Source organism: Methylobacterium sp. XJLW, assembly GCF_003254375.1.
GTDB lineage: Bacteria > Pseudomonadota > Alphaproteobacteria > Rhizobiales > Beijerinckiaceae > Methylobacterium > Methylobacterium fujisawaense.
On sequence record NZ_CP016429.1, the window covers coordinates 5064830 to 5082403 of the forward strand.

The 17574-nt window shown below is 72.4% G+C and carries 13 protein-coding genes and 1 pseudogene; 5 read left to right on the plus strand and 9 right to left on the minus strand.

The features are described from left to right. Position 1 precedes the first annotated feature (1 nt). Positions 2-634, minus strand: a complete 633-nt coding sequence (locus A3862_RS23405; RefSeq protein ID WP_043756726.1) for a PadR family transcriptional regulator — start codon at positions 632-634, stop codon at positions 2-4. Positions 635-964: 330 nt separating this feature from the next. On the opposite strand from A3862_RS23405, the gene A3862_RS32160 reads away from it, so the two are divergent. The 4 genes and pseudogenes from A3862_RS32160 (at position 965) to A3862_RS32475 (ending at position 5651) form a co-directional block, all read left to right on the plus strand. After that, complete coding sequence (locus A3862_RS32160; RefSeq protein ID WP_236961464.1) at positions 965-2857, plus strand: hypothetical protein; 1893 nt, start codon at positions 965-967, stop codon at positions 2855-2857. An 81-nt stretch (positions 2858-2938) separates the two neighbouring features. Further along, positions 2939-3103 (plus strand): annotated as a pseudogene (locus tag A3862_RS32165) (hypothetical protein); the annotation flags it as partial. A gap of 125 nt (positions 3104-3228) precedes the next feature. Beyond that, complete coding sequence (locus tag A3862_RS32170) at positions 3229-4935, plus strand: glycosyltransferase (protein WP_236961465.1); 1707 nt, start codon at positions 3229-3231, stop codon at positions 4933-4935. Then, complete coding sequence (locus tag A3862_RS32475) at positions 4932-5651, plus strand: CatB-related O-acetyltransferase (protein ID WP_043345613.1); 720 nt, start codon at positions 4932-4934, stop codon at positions 5649-5651. Before A3862_RS32170 ends, A3862_RS32475 begins: the two co-directional genes overlap by 4 nt. Positions 5652-5717: 66 nt before the next feature. Here the strand turns inward: A3862_RS32475 and A3862_RS23420 are convergent, their stop codons facing one another. From A3862_RS23420 to uvrA, 7 genes are all read right to left on the minus strand, one after another. After that, positions 5718-6920, minus strand: coding sequence for a Zn-dependent hydrolase (locus A3862_RS23420; protein WP_043385894.1), 1203 nt, complete (start codon positions 6918-6920; stop codon positions 5718-5720). 50 nt (positions 6921-6970) lie between these two features. Then, positions 6971-8398, minus strand: a complete 1428-nt coding sequence (gene trmFO, locus A3862_RS23425) for a methylenetetrahydrofolate--tRNA-(uracil(54)-C(5))-methyltransferase (FADH(2)-oxidizing) TrmFO (protein ID WP_043345618.1) — start codon at positions 8396-8398, stop codon at positions 6971-6973. A gap of 76 nt (positions 8399-8474) precedes the next feature. Continuing rightward, on the minus strand, positions 8475-8621 hold the full coding sequence (locus A3862_RS23430) for a DUF1127 domain-containing protein (RefSeq protein WP_012318555.1): 147 nt from the start codon (positions 8619-8621) through the stop codon (positions 8475-8477). 283 nt (positions 8622-8904) lie between these two features. After that, the gene (locus A3862_RS23435) at positions 8905-9174 is read right to left on the minus strand and encodes a GCG_CRPN prefix-to-repeats domain-containing protein (protein ID WP_043345620.1); all 270 of its coding nucleotides are present in this window, start codon (positions 9172-9174) and stop codon (positions 8905-8907) included. 200 nt (positions 9175-9374) lie between these two features. Then, positions 9375-10349 carry a S1C family serine protease gene (locus tag A3862_RS23440; protein WP_043345622.1) on the minus strand — a complete coding sequence of 325 codons (975 nt, stop codon included), beginning with the start codon at positions 10347-10349 and terminating at the stop codon, positions 9375-9377. 262 nt (positions 10350-10611) lie between these two features. Further along, positions 10612-11592, minus strand: a complete 981-nt coding sequence (locus A3862_RS23445) for a transporter (RefSeq protein WP_043345625.1) — start codon at positions 11590-11592, stop codon at positions 10612-10614. Between the two features lie 681 nt (positions 11593-12273). Continuing rightward, complete coding sequence (gene uvrA / locus A3862_RS23450) at positions 12274-15393, minus strand: excinuclease ABC subunit UvrA (RefSeq protein ID WP_043345627.1); 3120 nt, start codon at positions 15391-15393, stop codon at positions 12274-12276. A gap of 442 nt (positions 15394-15835) precedes the next feature. Between uvrA and A3862_RS23455 the strand changes: the two genes are divergently transcribed. Beyond that, positions 15836-17017, plus strand: coding sequence for an MFS transporter (locus A3862_RS23455; RefSeq protein WP_043756719.1), 1182 nt, complete (start codon positions 15836-15838; stop codon positions 17015-17017). Between the two features lie 3 nt (positions 17018-17020). Here the strand turns inward: A3862_RS23455 and A3862_RS23460 are convergent, their stop codons facing one another. Then, positions 17021-17446 (minus strand): cupin domain-containing protein, encoded by a 426-nt coding sequence (locus tag A3862_RS23460; protein ID WP_043761082.1) that lies wholly within the window; start codon positions 17444-17446, stop codon positions 17021-17023. Between the last annotated feature and the right edge of the window lie 128 nt (positions 17447-17574).

Genomic DNA, 17574 nt, shown 5'->3' on the forward strand with positions numbered 1-17574 from the left:
CTCACGCCTGTTCCACCGCGGCGGTCGCCGCCTCCAGCGCGGCCGTGACGGCGGCGGCCTGCTCGGCGCTGAGCGGACCGCGGGCGAGCCGCATCTGCAGGGCGAGCTTCAGACCCTCCTGAGCGCGCACCACCGAGGGCGGCGGACCGTCGCCCCGGGCGGCCTCGGCCTCCGCCATCCGGGCGAGGATCGCGTCGAGGACCGGGCGGTTGCCGTCCAGGACGGACTGCCCTTCCGGCGTGATCGTGTGCAACCGCTTGGTGCCCTCCCCGGGGGTGACCGTGACGTGCCCGAGCTCCTCCAGCAGGGTGAGCGTCGGGTAGACCGTCCCGGGGCTCGGGCTGTAGGCGCCCCCGACCCGCTCCTCGATCGCCTTGATGATCTCGTAGCCGTGACGCGGCTTCTCGGCGATCAGGTGCAGGATGACGAGGCGCAGGTCGCCGTGGGCGAAGAAGCGCGCGAGGTCGCCCCGGCCGCCCCGGCCGAACATCCGGCGCTCCCCGGGTCCGCGACCGTGGTGGCCGTGCGGACCGTGCCGCCCGCGGGGATCGCCCCCCATCGGACCGCGATGGGCGCGGACGCGGAAGGCATCGAAGGGATCGGCGTGGAGGACATCCGGGCGGTGTGGGCGCATGATTTTCGACTCGATTTCGATATGTCTAAATATAAGATATATCGAAAACCGGATGCCCGCAAGGCGCCTGCCTCCGACCCGCGAGGCAGCCATCCTGGGCGGACGGTGCCGGCGACCCACGGTTTACGGATTCCGCCGGTTCCGTTAGTGCGACAGGTGTCCGACAGGATGACCGCTCCCGCGCCGCCTTGCGCCCCCGACGCTGCCCGCCAGCTGCCGCCCATGACCCGATCAGAGCCCCGCGCCTCGACCGCGCCCGCCCGGCGGGCGGCCGATGGATGCCGCGCCTCGTGACGGCCCGCGGCGAACGCCCCTCCGCAGAGTCCTGAGATGCGCCGCGGCTCCGACGGGACCGGCCGGACCTCGGCCCTGACGCGGATGCGGCGCCGCCTCGGCCGGCTGCGCGATCCGCTGGCCAAGCCGGCGGCGCTGCACCGCCGCTGGGCCGGTGCGGCGACCGGTGCGGATCTCGAGGCGCGCCTGATCGGCGCCCTCGCCCCGCATGTCGACGCGGCCTTCTACGCGAGCTGGTACGGGATCACGGCCGATCCGGTGCGCGACTACCTCGTCCACGGCTGGCGTGAGGGCCGCGACCCGCGCCCCGACTTCGACTCCGCCGCCTACCTCGCCGACCGCCCCTACCTCGCCCGGGCCGGCATCAACCCGTTCCTGCACGCCCTCACGCGCCGGCGCGCCCGGGCCGGCGGCGAGGGTGGCGGCGAGGGTGGCGGCGAGGGCAGCAACGCGGGCGGGGCGGCCGGCGCGCCCCTGCCCAAGCCCGACACGGCCCAGGCCGAGCGCCTCGCCCGCCGCCTCGTGGACAGGGCCTTCTACCTGGCCAACAACCCCGACCTCGCCGCCGCCGGCGTCGATCCGGTCGACCACTACATGGCCTCCGGCTGGCGCGAGGGCCGCGAGCCGGCACCGCAGTTCGACACCCTGGCCTACTGCCTCACCCGCGGCTTCACCTTCGCCACCCAGAACCCGCTGGTGCACTACGTCCGCAACGGCGGACCCGCCCGGCCGGACCCGGACGCGGCGCTGGCCCTGCGGATGGAGACCCTCGCCCCTACTTCGACGCCGCCCATTACCGGCAGCGCCTGCCCGGCCCCAGGCCGAGGCGCTGGCCGGGGCCTCGGACGCCGCGCTGCTGCGCCACTACGTGGCGGAGGGCTGGCGGGCGCGGGTCAGCCCGCGGCCGGACTTCGACCCGGCCGGCTTCGTGCAGGCCCGCGCGGGCAGCCGGGCGGTCGGCGACGACCCGTTCTTCCGCTACGTCGCCGAGACCCGGCTGTCCGGGGGCGCGCCGTTCGCCGAGCCGCACCGGCTGAACCTGCCGGCGGTGGATGCGGACTGGTACCGGGCGACCTACCCGGACGTGGGCGGGCGGGAGCCGTACCTGCACTTCGCCGAGGCGGGCTGGCGGGAGCTGCGCGACCCGGGGCCCGGGCGCTCGACGCTGGCCGCGCTGCTGGGCGTCTGCGGCCTGCGCCCGGCGCGGGCGCCGATCGCCGATACGGGCTGGCTGGGGCGATCGGGCAGGCGGCCTGCGACCGGGACGGGCTCCTGGACCTGCAGGCGCGGCTGGTGGCGGGGCATTTCGACCACGGCTTCTACCGGGCGCGCTACGGGCTGTCAGAGGCGGACGACGCCGTGCGCGACTATTGCGACACCGGCTGGCGGAACGGCCGCAACCCCAGGCCGGATTTCGACGGACAGGCCTATTGCGACGCGCATCCCGGGGTGCGCGAGACCGGGCTGGCGCCCCTCGTTCACGTCCTCGCCACGGCCCTCCTGCACGGCGCCGACATCTCGGCCGGTGCCTTCCACCCCCGCTACGGCACGCCGGATTCGCGGGCGGCGGCGCTGGCCGACGAGGCCCGCCTGATCGCGCCGTTCTTCGACGCCGCCTTCTACGCCAAGCGCAACCCCGACGCCGCCGACGCCCCCGGCGGACCGCTCGCTCATTTCGTCGCCTACGGCCAGCACGAGGGGCGCGATCCGAGCGCGACCTTCTCCATCGCGTTCTACAGGGAGACCTACGGCCATCTCCTGGGTGCGGGGGAGTCGCCGTTCCTGCACTACGTGCGCACGGGCCGGGCCGCCGGGCTGATGGCCGCCCCCGAGGATCTCGGCACCTACCCGCCGATGGAGGCCCCCGCGCCCGACGCATGGGACCGCCTGCCCGGGCCCTGCCCATCGACCAGGCCCGGGTCGTCGTGATCGTCCCGGTCTACAAGGGCCGCGGCGAGACCCTGCGCGCCCTCCACGCCTGCCTGTCCCAGCCCAGGCCACCCCTTCACCCTGCTCGCCGTCAACGACCGCTCCCCCGACCCGGAACTCACCGCAGACCTCGCCCGGCTCGCCGGCCGCGGCCTGTTCCACCTCGTCGAGAACGAACGCAACCTCGGCTTCGTCCGCTCGGTCAACCGCGCCCTCGGCCTGCGCCAGGGCCGCGCCGTCGTCCTGCTCAATTCCGACGCGCAGGTCTTCGGCGACTGGCTCGACCGGCTCGTCGCCCACGCAGACCCCAAGGTCGAACCCGAGGCCGCCCCAGGGCCGAACCTGAGGCCGAACCCGGGGCGGGGCTGCGCGTGGGCAGCGTCACGCCGCTGTCCAACAACGCCACGATCTGCTCCTACCCGCGCTTCAACGCCAACAACACCATGCCGCTGGAGATCGACCGCGCCGATCTCGACCGCATGGCCGCGCAGGTCAACCGCGGCCACGCCGTGCCCGTGCCCACCGGCGTCGGCTTCTGCATGTACATGACCGCCGCCGCGCTCGACGCCGTCGGCACCCTCGACGCCGAGGCCTTCGGCAAGGGCTACGGCGAGGAGAACGACTGGTGCCTGCGCGCCATCAAGGCGGGCTTCGTCAACCTGCTCGCCGAGGACGTGTTCGTCTACCATGCCGGCCAGATCTCGTTCGGGCTCGACGAGGGCGGCGAGTACGTCCAGGGCCAGGCGGCCCTGCTGGCCAAGCACCCCGACTACCCGGCCCGGGTCGGCCAGTTCGTCCAGGCCGATCCCGGCCGGCGCGGGCGGGCGCGGCTCGACCGGGCGCGGCTGGCCCGGCACTTCGCCGGCCGGGCGCTCCTGTACGTGACCCATTCCTGGGGCGGGGGCATCCAGCGGCACATCGACGACATGGTCGCCCAGGCCCGGGCCGAGGGCCTGAGCGTCGTGCTCCTGCAGATCGACCGGACCCGCAACCTCGAGGTCCACGTCGCCTACCGCAGCCCCGAATTCCTGTACCTGCCCAACCTCGACAGCCTGTACCTGCCGCGGGACGCGGACGAACTCGCCGGCTTCATCGCAGAGCTGGCGCCGGTCCTGATCCACGTGCACTCGCTGGCGGGGCTGCGCTGGGCGGCGGCGCGGGCGCTGATGGATCGGGTGGCGGGGTCGGGCCGGCCCTACGCCTGGACGCTGCACGACTACTCGCCGGTCTGCCACCGCAACCACCTGGTGCAGCCGGACGGGCGCTATTGCGGGCTGGCGCCGGTCAGCGCGTGCCGGGCCTGTCTGGCTTCGGACGCGGACGGGTTCGAGGAGCCGGATCCGGGGGAGCGGCGGGCGGCGTTCGGGGCGTTCCTGGCGGGGGCTTCGCGGGTGTTCGCGCCGTCCGCCGACACGGCGGGCCGGATCCGGGGCGTGTACCCGGATCTCGCGGTCACGGTCCGGCCGCATGTCGAGCCGGAGCGCAGCGTGCGCTCCACCGCCCTGCAGCGGCCCGGACGCGTCCGCCGCGTCGCGGTGCTCGGCGCGATCAGCGCCACGAAGGGCGGGCTGTTCCTGCAGGCGCTGGCCACCGACGCGCAGGATCGGAAGCTGCCTTTGCGCTTCTCGATCGTGGGCTTCTCCGACCCGGCCCTGGCCGTCGGCCTGGAGCAGGTCGGGGTCGCCCAGACCGGGCGCTACGCCGGCGACCACGAGGCCCTGGACCTGGTCTGGCGGGTCTCGGCCGACCTGGTCCTGTTGCCGGCGATCTGGCCGGAGACCTACTCGTACGCGCTGACGCTGGCGCTGCGCACCGGCCTGCCGGTGGCGGCCTTCGACCTCGGCGCACCGGCCGAGCGGCTGCGCGCCTATCCGAACGGCCACCTGCTGCCCTGCGCCCTCGTCACCGACCCGGCCGCCTTCAACGACCGGCTGCTCGCCCTCGACGTCTCGGATGCGGGGCGATTCTCCGGACCGATCCGGGCCGCCGTCTACGGCGACCTGCTGCACGATTATTATGGCCTGGACCCGGCACCGGCCGGGTCGGAACGCCGCCGCATCGACGAGGACGCCGCATGATCTCCGTCAACGAGGACATGAAGCAGGAGATGCTGCGGCGCGGCATCTCGGTGCTGCATCCGGCTCCGTTCGGACTGCCGGAGGACTGCACCTTCGAGCCACCGTGCAGCATCAAGTGGATGGGCATCGATTACTGCCTCACCATGGGAGCCTTCTCGTACGCGGTGAGCGGCTACTATTTCGGCGCGGACATCGCCCGCTACTGCTCGATCGGCGAGAGCGTCCAGGTCGGGCGCGGCAGCCACCCGGTCCATTGCGGCTCGACCTCGCCGCTGTTCTACACGCACCACTCGGCGGTGTTCGACCGCCTGGACCCGCGGGCGGAGGATTACGAGATCTGCGGCCCCTATCTGTGGCCCAAGCGCGTGCGCATCGGCAACGACGTCTATATCGGCCACGGCGCCTTCCTGATGCCCGACATCACGATCGGCGACGGGGCGATCATCGGCGCCATGGCGGTGGTGACCAAGGACGTGCCGCCCTACGCGATCGTGGCCGGCAGCCCGGCCCGGATCGTGAAGATGCGCTTCCCCGACGCGCTGATCGAGCGCTACCTGAAGGTGCAGTGGTGGCGCTACGCCTTCTGGGACCTGCGCCAGTGCTCGATCACCGACCCGGAGAAATTCCTCGACGCCGTGGAGGAGCGGATCGCCGGCGGGATGCAGGAATACCGGCCGGACCTGATCCCGATCCAGTCGCTGCTGCCGGGCGCCTGAGGTCCGGGGCGCCGCGACGGCCCGTTCCCTCCGGCCGATCGGCAGAGAGCCCGGGGCACGGTACGCTCACCCCGCCAGCACCCGGGCGGCCGCGTCTCCGAGCGCCCGCACCCCGAGGGCGAGGTCGGCGTCGCTCGTATCCTCCGCCCAATGGTGGCTGATGCCGCCGATCGAGGGCACGAACAGCATCGCGGCCGGCAGGATCCGGGCGACGTTCTGCGCGTCGTGTCCGGCCCCCGAGGGCATCACCTGCCATCCGCCGGGGCAGACCCGCTCGGCGGCCTCCGAGAGGGCGCGCATCAGGTCCGGGTCGCAAGGGGCGGGGATCGCCTTGGAGAGAGCCGTCAGCGTCGCCGGGCAGCGCTCGCGCCGGTTCGATTCGCGCACCAGCGCCTCCAGGCAGGCCTCCATCCGCTCCAGCACCGGCATCGCCACGTCGCGGAACTGGAAGAACACCTCCGCCCGGCCCGGGATGATGCTGAAGCCGCCGGGATCCAGGGTGATCCGCCCGGTGGTCCAGGTGCTGCGCGGGCCGCAGACCTTCGGAAACGCCTGGTCGATCGCCGCCAGGAGCCGCACCGCCGAGAGGCCCGCGTCCCGGCGCTCCGCCATGGTGGTGCCGCCGGCATGGTCCTGGTTGCCCTCGAACACGATCCGGAACTGCCAGATCGCCACGATGCCGCTCACCACGCCGAGATGCAGGCCGGCGGATTCGAGCTGCGTGCCCTGCTCGATATGCATCTCCAGGAAGCCGCGGTAGCGGCCCGGATCGAGCCGCATCCGGGGCAGGCCGGCCAGGCCCGCGGCTTCGAGCGCCGCGCGCAGGGGGGTGCCGTCGGTGCGGTTGCGGGCTTCGTCGATCTCGGCCTCGGTCAGGTCGCCGATCGCCGAGCGGCTGCCCAGGAAACCGCCGGAGAAATGCCCCTCCTCGTCCGCGAAGGCGACGACGTCGACGGGCAGGCCGGCCCGGGCCAGCGCCACCCCGGCCACGACCCCCAGCGCCCCGTCGAGCCAGCCGGCCTCGTTCTGGGTCTCGATATGGCTGCCGACCAGGAGATGCGGGCCGGGGCCGCGGTGGCGCCCCAGCACGTTGCCGATCCCGTCGATGGAGGCCGCGAGCCCGCAGGCCTCCAGCTTGGCCATCAGCCAGCGGCGGGATTCCATGTCCTCGGGCGAGAAGGTCGGCCGGTGGACGCCGGTGCGGAACCGGCCGATCTCGCGCAGGGCGTACAGGTCGGCCAGGAAGGCGCGGGTGTCGATCTCGATCATGCGGGGCCCGGATGCTGGAGGGCGCCCCCCTGCAAGCCGCATGCGCCTTCCTATTCCGCCGCCGCAGGTCTCCAGTCCGCCGGCTGCGTCCCCGCCATCCAGGCGGCGAGGTCGGTCCGGGCCCGGTCGGTGAGCGCGCGCTTCTTCAGCGCGGCCTTCTCGGGCCCGCGCAGGCGCCGGCCGGTCTCGTTGCGGGGGGCCTGCGCGAGCGGCGGGAACAGGCCGAAATTGACGTTCATCGGCTGGAACGAGCGCGGGGCGTTGGCCTCGCCGTCCGCCGCGACGTGGCCGCCGGTGATGTGGGCGATGAGCGCGCCGAGGGCCGTCGTCTGGGGCAGGGGGGCGAGGGGCCGGCCGGCCGCCTCGGCGACGGCGAAGCGGCCGGCCATCAGCCCGACCGCGGCACTCTCCACGTAGCCCTCGCAGCCGGTGATCTGGCCGGCGAAGCGCAAGGCGGGCCGGGCCTTCAGCCGGAGGGTGGCGTCGAGGAGGCGCGGGCTGTCGAGATAGGTGTTGCGGTGCAGGCCCCCGAGGCGGGCGAACTCGGCCCGCTCCAGGCCGGGGATCGTGCGGAAGATCCGGACCTGCTCGGCATAGGTCAGCTTCGTCTGGAAGCCGACCATGTTGTAGAGGGTGCCCAGCGCGTTGTCCTGGCGCAGTTGCACGATCGCGCAGGGCTTGACCAGCGGGTCCCGCGGGTTGGTGAGCCCCACGGGCTTCATCGGGCCGTGGCGCAGGGTCTCGGGCCCGCGCTCGGCCATCACTTCGACGGGCAGGCAGCCGTCGAAATAGGGCGTGCCCTCCCATTGCTTGAACCCGATCTTCTCGCCCGCCACGAGGGCGGCCACGAAGGCGTCGTACTGCTCCCGGTTCATCGGGCAGTTGAGATAGTCCGCCCCCGTGCCGCCCGGCCCCGGCTTGTCGTAGCGGGACTGGAACCACGCCACCTCCATGTCGATCGAGTCGCGGTGGACGATGGGCGCGATGGCGTCGAAGAAGGCGAGGGATTCGGCCCCGGTAAGCCCCCGGATCCCCTCGGCGAGGGCGGGTGCGGTGAGCGGGCCGGTGGCGACGATGCAGGGGCCCCACGCCTCCGGCGGCAGCCCCTCGACCTCCCCGCGGACCAGGGTCACGTTGGGGTGCTGCTCCAGGGTCCGGGTCACCGCCGCGGAGAACCCCTCCCGGTCGACCGCCAGCGCCCCGCCCGCCGGCACTTGATTGGCGTCGGCCGCCCGCATGATCAGCGAGCCGAGCGTGCGCATCTCCTGATGCAGCAGCCCGACCGCGTTGCCCTCCGGGTCGTCCGACCGGAAGGAATTCGAGCAGACGAGCTCGGCGAGCCCGTCGGTCTGATGGGCCTCGGTGCCGCGCACGGGGCGCATCTCGTGGAGCACGGCGCGATGGCCGGCCTCGGCCACCTGCCAGGCGGCCTCGGATCCGGCGAGGCCGCCGCCGACGATATGGATGGTCTGTGTCATGCCTGAAAATAGCGAAGGACCGCCGCCCGGATCAACGGGCAACGGTCCTTCACGGCGTTCGGCTCGGACGCTGGGATCAGACGCGGGCGACGCCGCGGATCTCGCTGCGGTTGATGCCGAGATCGGCCAGGTCGCGGTCCGACAGGCGGGACAGCTGGGAAACGGTGTCGCGGTACCGGAGATAGGCGCGGACGCGGCTCAGGACGCTACGGGCGGCGGACATGGTGTGCTGTGACCTCTGTTCGAGCAGACGACGGCGCCTCATTGCGCATCGCTGCCTCTTGTTGGTGCAACGCACATATAATCCCGCCGCAGCGCAGCAGGAGTCGCAAGGTCAAGCATCAGACCTGCGGAAAGTGCATACCGAGCTTAAGAAACCGGCAAGGTTTCCAAATGGTCATTCTTTGTGCGCATGCAGGCCCCGGAAAGCCTCCCACAACGCGCGACGGGCGCCCCGCCGGTCGGCGGGACGCCCGTCATGCCGTTCGAATCGCCCGGCGCGAGGCTCAGTAGAACGGGCGCGGCCCGTAGAAGCCGTAGGGCCGGTAGAACGGCCGCGGCCGGTAATAGCCGCCATAGCCACCATAGTAGATCGGCCGCCGCCAGTATCCGTAGGGCCGGGGCCCCCAGTTCGGCCGGCAGATGCCCCAGGGATTCGGGTGGAAGCCGGGGCCGCAGCCCCCGGCCGCCTCGGCGGTGCCCGCGAGCCCGAGGCCGCCGGCGATCGCGGCGGCCATCACGAGCGCCTTCGCGCGCGGTGCGCTCAGAACCGTCATGACTGGATCTCCTCAACGCTTCCGGCGGATCGGGAGCCGGTCGTTGCAGATTCGACGCCGCCACCTGAACAGTCGCTGAGCCGTAAGTTGTGCCCGGTACAGGCCCAAGACGGCACCCAAGACGGCACCCACGACGGCACCCACGACGGCACCCGCGGCGACGCCGCCCGGAGCGCGACGGCTGCGCGCTCCGGGCGGCCTCAGTGCAGCGAGGGCGTGCGCAGGAACCGCTCCCGGTCTCCGGAGACGAGAGCGAGCTTCACGCCGCGCCCCTCGCGGCGGACCGTGAGGGGCACCCGCACCCCGGCCTCGCCGAGCGCCCAGACGCTGCGGAACAGGGCGGCGAGATCGGCCACCGGCTCGCCGGCCACCGCCTCGATCACGTCGCCGGCCTGGAGGCCGCCGGTCTCGGCCGGACCGTTATCGGCGAGGCCCATCACGACGATGCCCTCCTCGCTCTCGGTGGCGTAGAGGCCGAGCCAGGGGCGCGGCGGCCGGTTGGCCCGCCCGCGCGTGGCGAGGTCCTCGAGGATCGGCGTCAGCAGGTCGATGGGCACCACCATGTTGATCGGCCGCGCCGCGCCGGCGCCGCCCTGCTGCAGCTGCAGCGAGCCGATGCCGAGCAGGTCGCCCTGGGGACCGATCAGCGCGGTGCCGCCCCAATGCGGGTGCGCGGGGGCGGTGAACAGCGCCTCGTCGAGGACGTATTCCCAGTAGCCGGCGAATTCCTGCCGGGCCACGACCTCGACGGCGACGCAGCGCTGGCGCCCGCCCGCCCCCGCCAGCACGGCCCGGTCGCCGGTCTTCAGCCCGGCCGAGCGGCCGAGCGGGAGGGCCGGCACGCCGAGATCGCCGAGCGCCTGGACCAGGCCGAAGCCCGTGGCGGCGTCGAAGCCGAGGACGTGGCCGGGCACCGAGCGGCCGTCCCGGGTGGTGAGCCAGACGCTCTCGGCCTCGGTGACGAGGTAGCCGATGGTGAGCACGAGACCGTCCTCGCGGATCACCACGCCGTTGCCGGCGCGCTCGGTGCCGAGCGTCTCGGCGGTGAACGCGCTCTCCGGGATCCGCGCCGACAGGGCCAGCACGGCCGAGAGCGCCCGGTCGAGGTCGTAGCCGTAATCCGCGGGCCTGGGCTGGGCCTGCGCGGGGATCTTCCACTCGCCCTGCGTCGCCATGACTTTCCTTCGGCTCGTCCGCCTGCGCTCCGGTCGGCGCCGGAGCCGCGCCATCGGCACACCATAGGATGTCAGCGCCGCCCGCGTCACCCGCGGTCGGTTGCGACCCATGGAACGGGCCCGTTCGGGGCGGCCCGCGGCGGGGCCGGCACAACAAAAAACCGCCCGGCGGTGCCGGGCGGCGCGCCGTCCCGGAGGACGGCCTGTCGGAGATCCGGGCGTCCCCGCCGCGCGGCGGGGAGCCCGGTGTCTCGGGTTGGTCTCAGTACTTGCGGACCAGGGCCGCCGGGACCGGCGAGGCGGCCGGGGCCGGCGAGTAGAGCGGCACGATGAACCGGATCCAGCCGTCGGTGGAGTAGTTGTCGCGGGTGCGGCCGAAGGCGTTGGTGTACTGCGCGCCGGTCACGACGTCGCGGGCGACGTAGGCCTGGACGGTGAAGATCTTGAAGTCGTAGCCGACGAGGCCGCCGATGGCGAAGCGGCCGCGGTTGCCGGCCGCCGCGCTGGCCTGGCTGATGTCGAAGTTGTAGGTGCCGTAGGCGATCGGGCCGATCTCGAAGTTGCCGAACTTCTTCGTCGCGGTGAGGTCGAAGTTCAGGGCGTCCGAGAGGCGGATCGGGCCGATGGCGGCGCCGACCTGGCCGGGGAAGCGGCCGGGCGAGTCGTAGATGTTGGCGGTCAGGTTGGCGGTGATGTTCCAGCCGTCACCGGTGTAGCTGCCGGCGATGCCGAAGCGGTAGGTGTTGGAGGAGAGCTGCGGCAGGACCGGGGTGGCCGTCGTGCCGTTCGCGGTGATGATCGAGCCGCGGTCGCCGTTCAGGTCGTTCAGGTAGGCGCCGCCGAGCAAGCTGACGCCGAAGTTGTTGCCGAGGTCGAAGGCCCAGATGCCGCCGACGAAGGTGCCGACGTTGATCGAGATGTCCTTGTTGCGCACGCCCGCCGGGTTGCGGGTGAAGGCGAACACGGTCGGGGGCGCCACGAGCAGCTCGACGCGGCCGCCGAACGGCACGAACGGGGTCGACCAGACCAGGACCGGGATGTTGACGGCCGTGTCGGGCGAGTTTGGCGCGTCGGTGCGGCGGTAGGTGAACGTGTTGATCGCGTAGAGGCCTTCCGGCAGCGGCGCGCCGACGGCGAGGCCGACCTGCTCGCCGGGAACCGTGGTGGTCTGCGCCTGGGCGATCGTCGAGGTCATGCCGACCGTGAGCGCGACCGCGCCGGCCGCGAGCCAGTTCTTCATCATTTTCTCATTCCTTCCCAAGGTCCCACGGCTTCCGTCCCGCATTCGGCACTTCCTTGCCGGTCTGCTCGCCAATCGCGGCTGCCGGCTTCGGACCTACCGAGCGCCCCCACGGAGCCTGCCCGTCTCAACGTCTGCGACTATTCTACAGAGACCTGCGGAAAGACAGTGGAATGCTCGCCGAAACGCCACAACCGGCTGAACCGTTGCGCAAAAGCCGCATTTTTGCGGCGATGCAACACTGTCCACAGACCCTGCCCAAACGGGGGGTCCGGCAAAATATCGTTGAATGGTCAAGCTGTTGTCGCGCCGGGGCACGGGAGAATCCGGCAAGGCCGGGGAGGTGATCGGGCAGGCCGCCGGGCGGGCCGCCCGGCCGGGATCCGGACCGGAATCCGGCTTCGAACCGGCCCGCGGCTGGCCCGAACCGGCGCCCCGCGGCTCGAATCACCGCCCGGCCGGGCGGATATGCGGACGGCACCCGGCAGAAACTGCCGCGCCGGCCTGCGATCGGGCCGGTCCGAACCGCCTGCCTCGTCCCGTCGGGCTCGCGGATTTGCGCGTCCCCGGAGGGGCCGATCCTCCGGGGCCGCGCGTCCCGCCCGTCCCGTGTGGGGGAGGGCCCGCGGCCGGCCCTGTCGCCGGTGCGTCCGACGCCGCAGCTTACCCGGAAGGTTTGGCGCGCTACTCGGCGGCGCGGCCTCGGCGCGCGGGCGCCGCGGGGCGCCGCTCCAGCACCTCGCGCAGGAACCGGCCGGTATGGCTGGCCTTGGAGCGGGCGATCTCTTCCGGCGTGCCCTGCGCCACGACCCGGCCGCCGCCGTCGCCGCCCTCGGGACCCATGTCGATCACCCAGTCGGCGGTCTTGATCACTTCGAGGTTGTGCTCGATCACCACCACGGTGTTGCCCTGGTCGACCAGCTCGTGGAGCACCTCCATGAGCTTGGCGACGTCGTGGAAGTGCAGGCCGGTGGTCGGCTCGTCGAGGATGTAGAGGGTGCGCCCCGTGGCGCGCTTCGACAGCTCCTTGGAGAGCTTCACCCGCTGCGCCTCGCCCCCCGACAGGGTCGTGGCCTGCTGACCGACATGGACGTAGTGCAGGCCGACCCGCTTCAGGGTCTCGAGCTTGTCGCGGATCGCCGGCACCGCCTTGAACAGCTCGGCCGCCTCCTCGACGGTGGAATCGAGCACGTCGGCGATGGACTTGGCCCGGTACTTCACCTCCAGGGTCTCGCGGTCGTAGCGCTTGCCCTTGCAGACGTCGCAGGTGACGTAGACGTCGGGCAGGAAGTGCATCTCGATCTTGATGACGCCGTCGCCCGAGCAGGCCTCGCAGCGCCCGCCCTTCACGTTGAACGAGAAGCGCCCCGGCTGGTAGCCCCGCGCCTTGGCCTCGGGGAGGCCCGCGAACCAGTCGCGGATCGGCGTGAAGGCGCCGATATAGGTGGCGGGGTTCGAGCGCGGCGTGCGCCCGATCGGCGACTGGTCGATGTCGATGACCTTGTCGAGGTGCTCCAGCCCCTCCAGCCGTCCGTAGGGGGCCGGGTGCTCCAGGGCGCCGTTCAGCTTCTTGGCGATCGCCTTGTAGAGGGTGTCGATCACCAGGGTGGACTTGCCGCCCCCCGAGACGCCGGTGATGCAGGTGAAGGTGCCGAGCGGGATCTCGACATCGACATCCTTCAGATTGTTGCCCCGGGCGCCGAACAGGCCGAGCTTGCCCTTGCGGCCTTTTCGGCGCGCGGTGGGCGTCCGGACTGCCATCTCGCCCGTGAGGTATTTCGCGGTGAGCGAGGCCGGGTTGGCCAGGACCTCGGCGGGCGTCCCCTGGGCGATGATCTCGCCGCCATGGATACCGGCGCCCGGGCCGACATCGACCACGTAATCGGCCTGCAGGATCGCGTCCTCGTCGTGCTCGACCACGATCACCGAATTGCCGAGGTCGCGCAGGCGCTTGAGCGTGCCGAGCAGCCGCTCGTTGTCGCGCTGGTGCAGGCCGATCGACGGCTCGTCCAGGACGTAGAGCACGCCGGTGAGGCCGGAGCCGATCTGCGAGGCCAGCCGGATGCGCTGGCTCTCGCCGCCCGAGAGGGAGCCGGAGCCGCGGGCGAGCGTCAGGTATTCGAGGCCGACATCCACCAGGAAGCTCAGCCGGTCGCGGATTTCCTTGAGAATTCTGACCGCGATGGCGTTCTGCTTCGCCGTCAGCTTCTCCGGCAGCTCCGAGAACCAGCGATGCGCCTCACTGACTGAGAGGGCCGTGACATCGGCAATGTCGGCCATGGCGACCTTCACGGCGAGCGCCTCGGGCTTCAGCCGCTTGCCGCCGCAGGCGGCGCAGGGCGTCTCGCTCATGAAGCGCCCGATCTCCTCCCGGACGGCGTCCGAGTCGCTCTCCTTGTAGCGGCGCTCCAGGTTCGGGATCACGCCCTCGAAGGGCTTGTTGACCGTGTACTTGCGCAACCCGTCGTCGTAGGCGAAGCGGATCGCCTGCTTGCCCGAGCCGTAGAGCACGATGGCACGGGCCGTCTCCGACAGGCTCTGCCACGGGACGCTGGTCTTGAAGCCGAAATGCTCGGCCAGCGCCTCCAGGGTCTGCCCGTAATAGGGCGAGGTCGATTTCGCCCAGGGGCCGACGGCGCCGCGCTTCAGGCTCAAGCCGGGGTCCGAGATCACCAGCTCGGGGTCGATCCGCATCTCGTGGCCGATGCCGCTGCAGGTCGGGCAGGCGCCGAACGGGTTGTTGAACGAGAACAGCCGGGGCTCGATCTCCGCGATGGTGAAGCCCGAGACCGGGCAGGCGAAGCGCGACGAGAAGGTGATGGTCCGGGGCGTCTCGCCCTCGGGGGCATCCGCGAACACGACCTCCGCGATGCCATCGGCCAGCTCCAGGGCCGTCTCGAAGGACTCGGCCAGCCGCGAGCCGATATCGGCCCGGACCACGATGCGGTCGACCACCACGTCGATGTCGTGCTTGAACTTCTTGTCGAGCTTGGGCACGTCGTCGATGGCGTAGTATTCGCCGTTCACGCGCAGGCGCTGGAAGCCCTTCTTCTGGTACTCGGCGATTTCCTTGCGGTACTCGCCCTTGCGACCGCGGACCACGGGGGCCAGCAGGTAGAGCCGGGTCTTCTCCGGCAGTTCCAGCACCCGGTCGACCATCTGCTGGACGGTCTGGCTCTCGATCGGCAGGCCGGTGGCGGGCGAGTAGGGAATGCCGACCCGCGCCCAGAGCAGGCGCATGTAGTCGTAGATCTCGGTGACCGTCCCGACGGTGGAGCGGGGGTTCTTGGAGGTGGTCTTCTGCTCGATCGAGATCGCCGGCGACAGCCCGTCGATCTGGTCGACGTCGGGCTTGGACATCATCTCCAGGAACTGGCGGGCATAGGCCGAGAGCGACTCGACGTAGCGGCGCTGCCCCTCGGCGTAGATCGTGTCGAAGGCCAGCGACGACTTGCCCGAGCCCGACAGCCCGGTGAACACCACGAGCTTGTCCCGGGGGATCGTCAGGTCGACGTTCTTGAGGTTGTGCTCCCGGGCCCCCCGGACCGCGATGACCCGCCGGTCATGGGCGCTCGCCGGCGCGGCGTCGAACAGGGCCGCCAGCTTGGCGTCGATCGCGGCCTCGGCAGCCGCCCCAGGGCGGGCGGGCTTTTCGGACTTCGCGCGGGCCGGCTTGGGCTGCGGGGCCGGGGCGGCGGTGGCGGCTTTCGGAGCCTTGGACGCCGTCTGCGCGGCGGCTGTCGGGGCAGCTTGGGCGGCGCCGGCGCGGCTTGCGGCACGACTTCCAGCTTGGGCTTTGGCCATGAGGGCGGCGGTCTTTCGAGGCGTCGACGCAGTCGGATCGGATCCGGATCGGATTCGCGCGCGGGCCAGCCGCCGCTCCGACACATGTCGAGCCCGAGGGGGCCGACGGCAAGGTGGGGCCGGCGGGACGCAGGTCCGTCATGCGCCGCCCTTGCTAGAACGAAACGCGTACGGCGGCAACCGCTCGGCGAACGAGCCGCCGCCCTTGCGCGCGCGGCAAAGCGTTCCGGCAGCGCCCGAGCGGGCGTCCAACCGGTCGTCCGAGCGGGCGCGCGAGGGCGCCTGCGAGGAACCGGGCGAGTCGCCGACGCATGGGGCCGCCGGTGTCCCCTCCGGGCGCGCGGCACGGCGCGCGCGACGACGGCCCGGTGTTGCACCGCGGGAACCGAGGCCCCACGTCGCCGGGATCCACCCTCGGACTCGACTCCATCGACAGGTGCCGATGCCAGCGCTCGACCTGACCGACCCGGTCGCCCTCGGCGGGGCGGGGGACCGGAATGCGGCCCGCGGACAGAGCGTGTCCACGCGGCTGCTGTTCCTGATCGTGGGCATCGCCAACGCCACCTGGGCGCCCCTGGTGCCGCTGGTGCAGGACCGCGCCGGCCTCGACGCGGCGGGGCTCGGCCTGCTGCTCCTCACCTTCGGCATCGGCTCGATCCTGGCGATGCCGAGCGCCGGGGCGGCGGCTTCGCGGCTCGGTTTCCGGCCGGTCCTGCTCGCCGGCACGCTGGCGATCGGCCTCGCCCTGCCGGTGCTGGCCGTGGGCGATGGGCTCGTGGAGCTCACCCTGGCGCTGGTGCTGTTCGGCGCCGGGATGGGGGCGGTGGACTGCGTCATGAACCTGCAGGCCGTCGTGGTGGAGCACGCCAGCGGGCGCCCGATGATGTCGGGCTTCCACGGCCTCTACAGTCTCGGCTGCATCCTGGGGGCGCTGATCGCCAGCGGCCTGCTGGCGGCCGGGCTCGGCGCGGGCTGGAGCGTGCTGCTCCTGGTCGCCGGGATCGCGGCCCTGTTCGCGGCCGCCTGGCCCGGGATCCTGCCGGCGGAGCGGGCAGGGGGGAGCGGAGTCCCCGCCTTCGCGCGCCCCCGGGGCATCGTGCTGGTGCTGGGCCTGCTCTGCTTCGTGGTGTTCCTCACCGAGGGCTCGGCCCTCGACTGGAGCGCGGTGTTCCTGATCCAGCAGCGAGGCCTCGATCCGGCCTGGGCGGCGCTCGGCTACGCGGCCTTCTCGGTGACGATGACGGCCGGGCGCCTTGCCGGCGATCGGGTCGTGGCCCGGCTCGGGCGGCGGCCCGTGGTGGTCTTCGGCGGCCTCCTGGCGGCCGCCGGACTCGCGCTCTCGGTCCTGGTCCCGGCCTGGGAGGCGGCCCTCGCCGGCTACGCCCTGGTCGGGGCGGGCTGCGCCAACATCGTCCCGGTCCTGTTCACGGCGGCCGGCCGCCAGACCGCGATGCCCGCGCGCGTGGCGGTGCCGGCGGTGACGACGCTCGGCTATGCCGGGGTGCTGGCGGGCCCGGCGCTGATCGGCTTCGCCGCGCAGGCTTTGGGCCTGTCCGCCGCGCTCCTGCTCGTGGCGGCCCTGCTCCTCGCCGTGGCGGCGGCCGGGCGGTCCCTGCCGGTGTGAGGCTCACGCCTCGGCGTTGCGCGCCATGAAGGTGGCGGGGCTGCCGTCCTCTGGGTTCACGAAGACGATGTCGGTGGGCGCCCGCCGGGGGGTGTCGATCGCGAGGAACACCACCTTTTCCGCGGGATCGATCTCCGGCATGGCGTGGACCGTGCCCTTCTCGAAGACCAGGAGCTGACCGGGGCCGAATGCGGTCGCGGCGGCCGGGTCGCCCAGCCAGACCGTGCCCCGGCCCGACAGGCAGTAGAGATACTCGTCGCAGGTGGCGTGGTAGTGCGGCGGAGTCGGCCGGTAGACCCGGAACACCCGGGCGCTCGCCGCCTCCCGGTCGGTCAGATAGGTGTCGACCAGGAGGGTCTGGGCGCTGCCGGGCAGCGCCGCCGCCAGCGCCGCCACGTCGAAGATGCCGGTCCCCGCCGCGTCCGCCATCGCCTCCGCCTCCGCCTCCGACATCACGTCCTCCTCACTCCGAAGACCGTCGCGCACGATCCTGTCCTCGGCCCGCCCGCTCTCGATCGGCGCCGGGGCGCGCCGCGGGCTCGCGGCGTCGATCCCCC

Coding starts and splice junctions, on each gene's coding strand:
- A3862_RS23405 (WP_043756726.1), bottom strand. CDS start 634: ATGCGCCCACACCGCCCGGATGTCCTCCACGCCGATCCCTTCGATGCC.
- A3862_RS32160 (WP_236961464.1), top strand. CDS start 965: ATGCGCCGCGGCTCCGACGGGACCGGCCGGACCTCGGCCCTGACGCGG.
- A3862_RS32475 (WP_043345613.1), top strand. CDS start 4,932: ATGATCTCCGTCAACGAGGACATGAAGCAGGAGATGCTGCGGCGCGGC.
- A3862_RS23420 (WP_043385894.1), bottom strand. CDS start 6,920: ATGATCGAGATCGACACCCGCGCCTTCCTGGCCGACCTGTACGCCCTG.
- trmFO (WP_043345618.1), bottom strand. CDS start 8,398: ATGACACAGACCATCCATATCGTCGGCGGCGGCCTCGCCGGATCCGAG.
- A3862_RS23430 (WP_012318555.1), bottom strand. CDS start 8,621: ATGTCCGCCGCCCGTAGCGTCCTGAGCCGCGTCCGCGCCTATCTCCGG.
- A3862_RS23435 (WP_043345620.1), bottom strand. CDS start 9,174: ATGACGGTTCTGAGCGCACCGCGCGCGAAGGCGCTCGTGATGGCCGCC.
- A3862_RS23440 (WP_043345622.1), bottom strand. CDS start 10,349: ATGGCGACGCAGGGCGAGTGGAAGATCCCCGCGCAGGCCCAGCCCAGG.
- A3862_RS23445 (WP_043345625.1), bottom strand. CDS start 11,592: ATGATGAAGAACTGGCTCGCGGCCGGCGCGGTCGCGCTCACGGTCGGC.
- uvrA (WP_043345627.1), bottom strand. CDS start 15,393: ATGGCCAAAGCCCAAGCTGGAAGTCGTGCCGCAAGCCGCGCCGGCGCC.
- A3862_RS23455 (WP_043756719.1), top strand. CDS start 15,836: ATGCCAGCGCTCGACCTGACCGACCCGGTCGCCCTCGGCGGGGCGGGG.
- A3862_RS23460 (WP_043761082.1), bottom strand. CDS start 17,446: ATGGCGGACGCGGCGGGGACCGGCATCTTCGACGTGGCGGCGCTGGCG.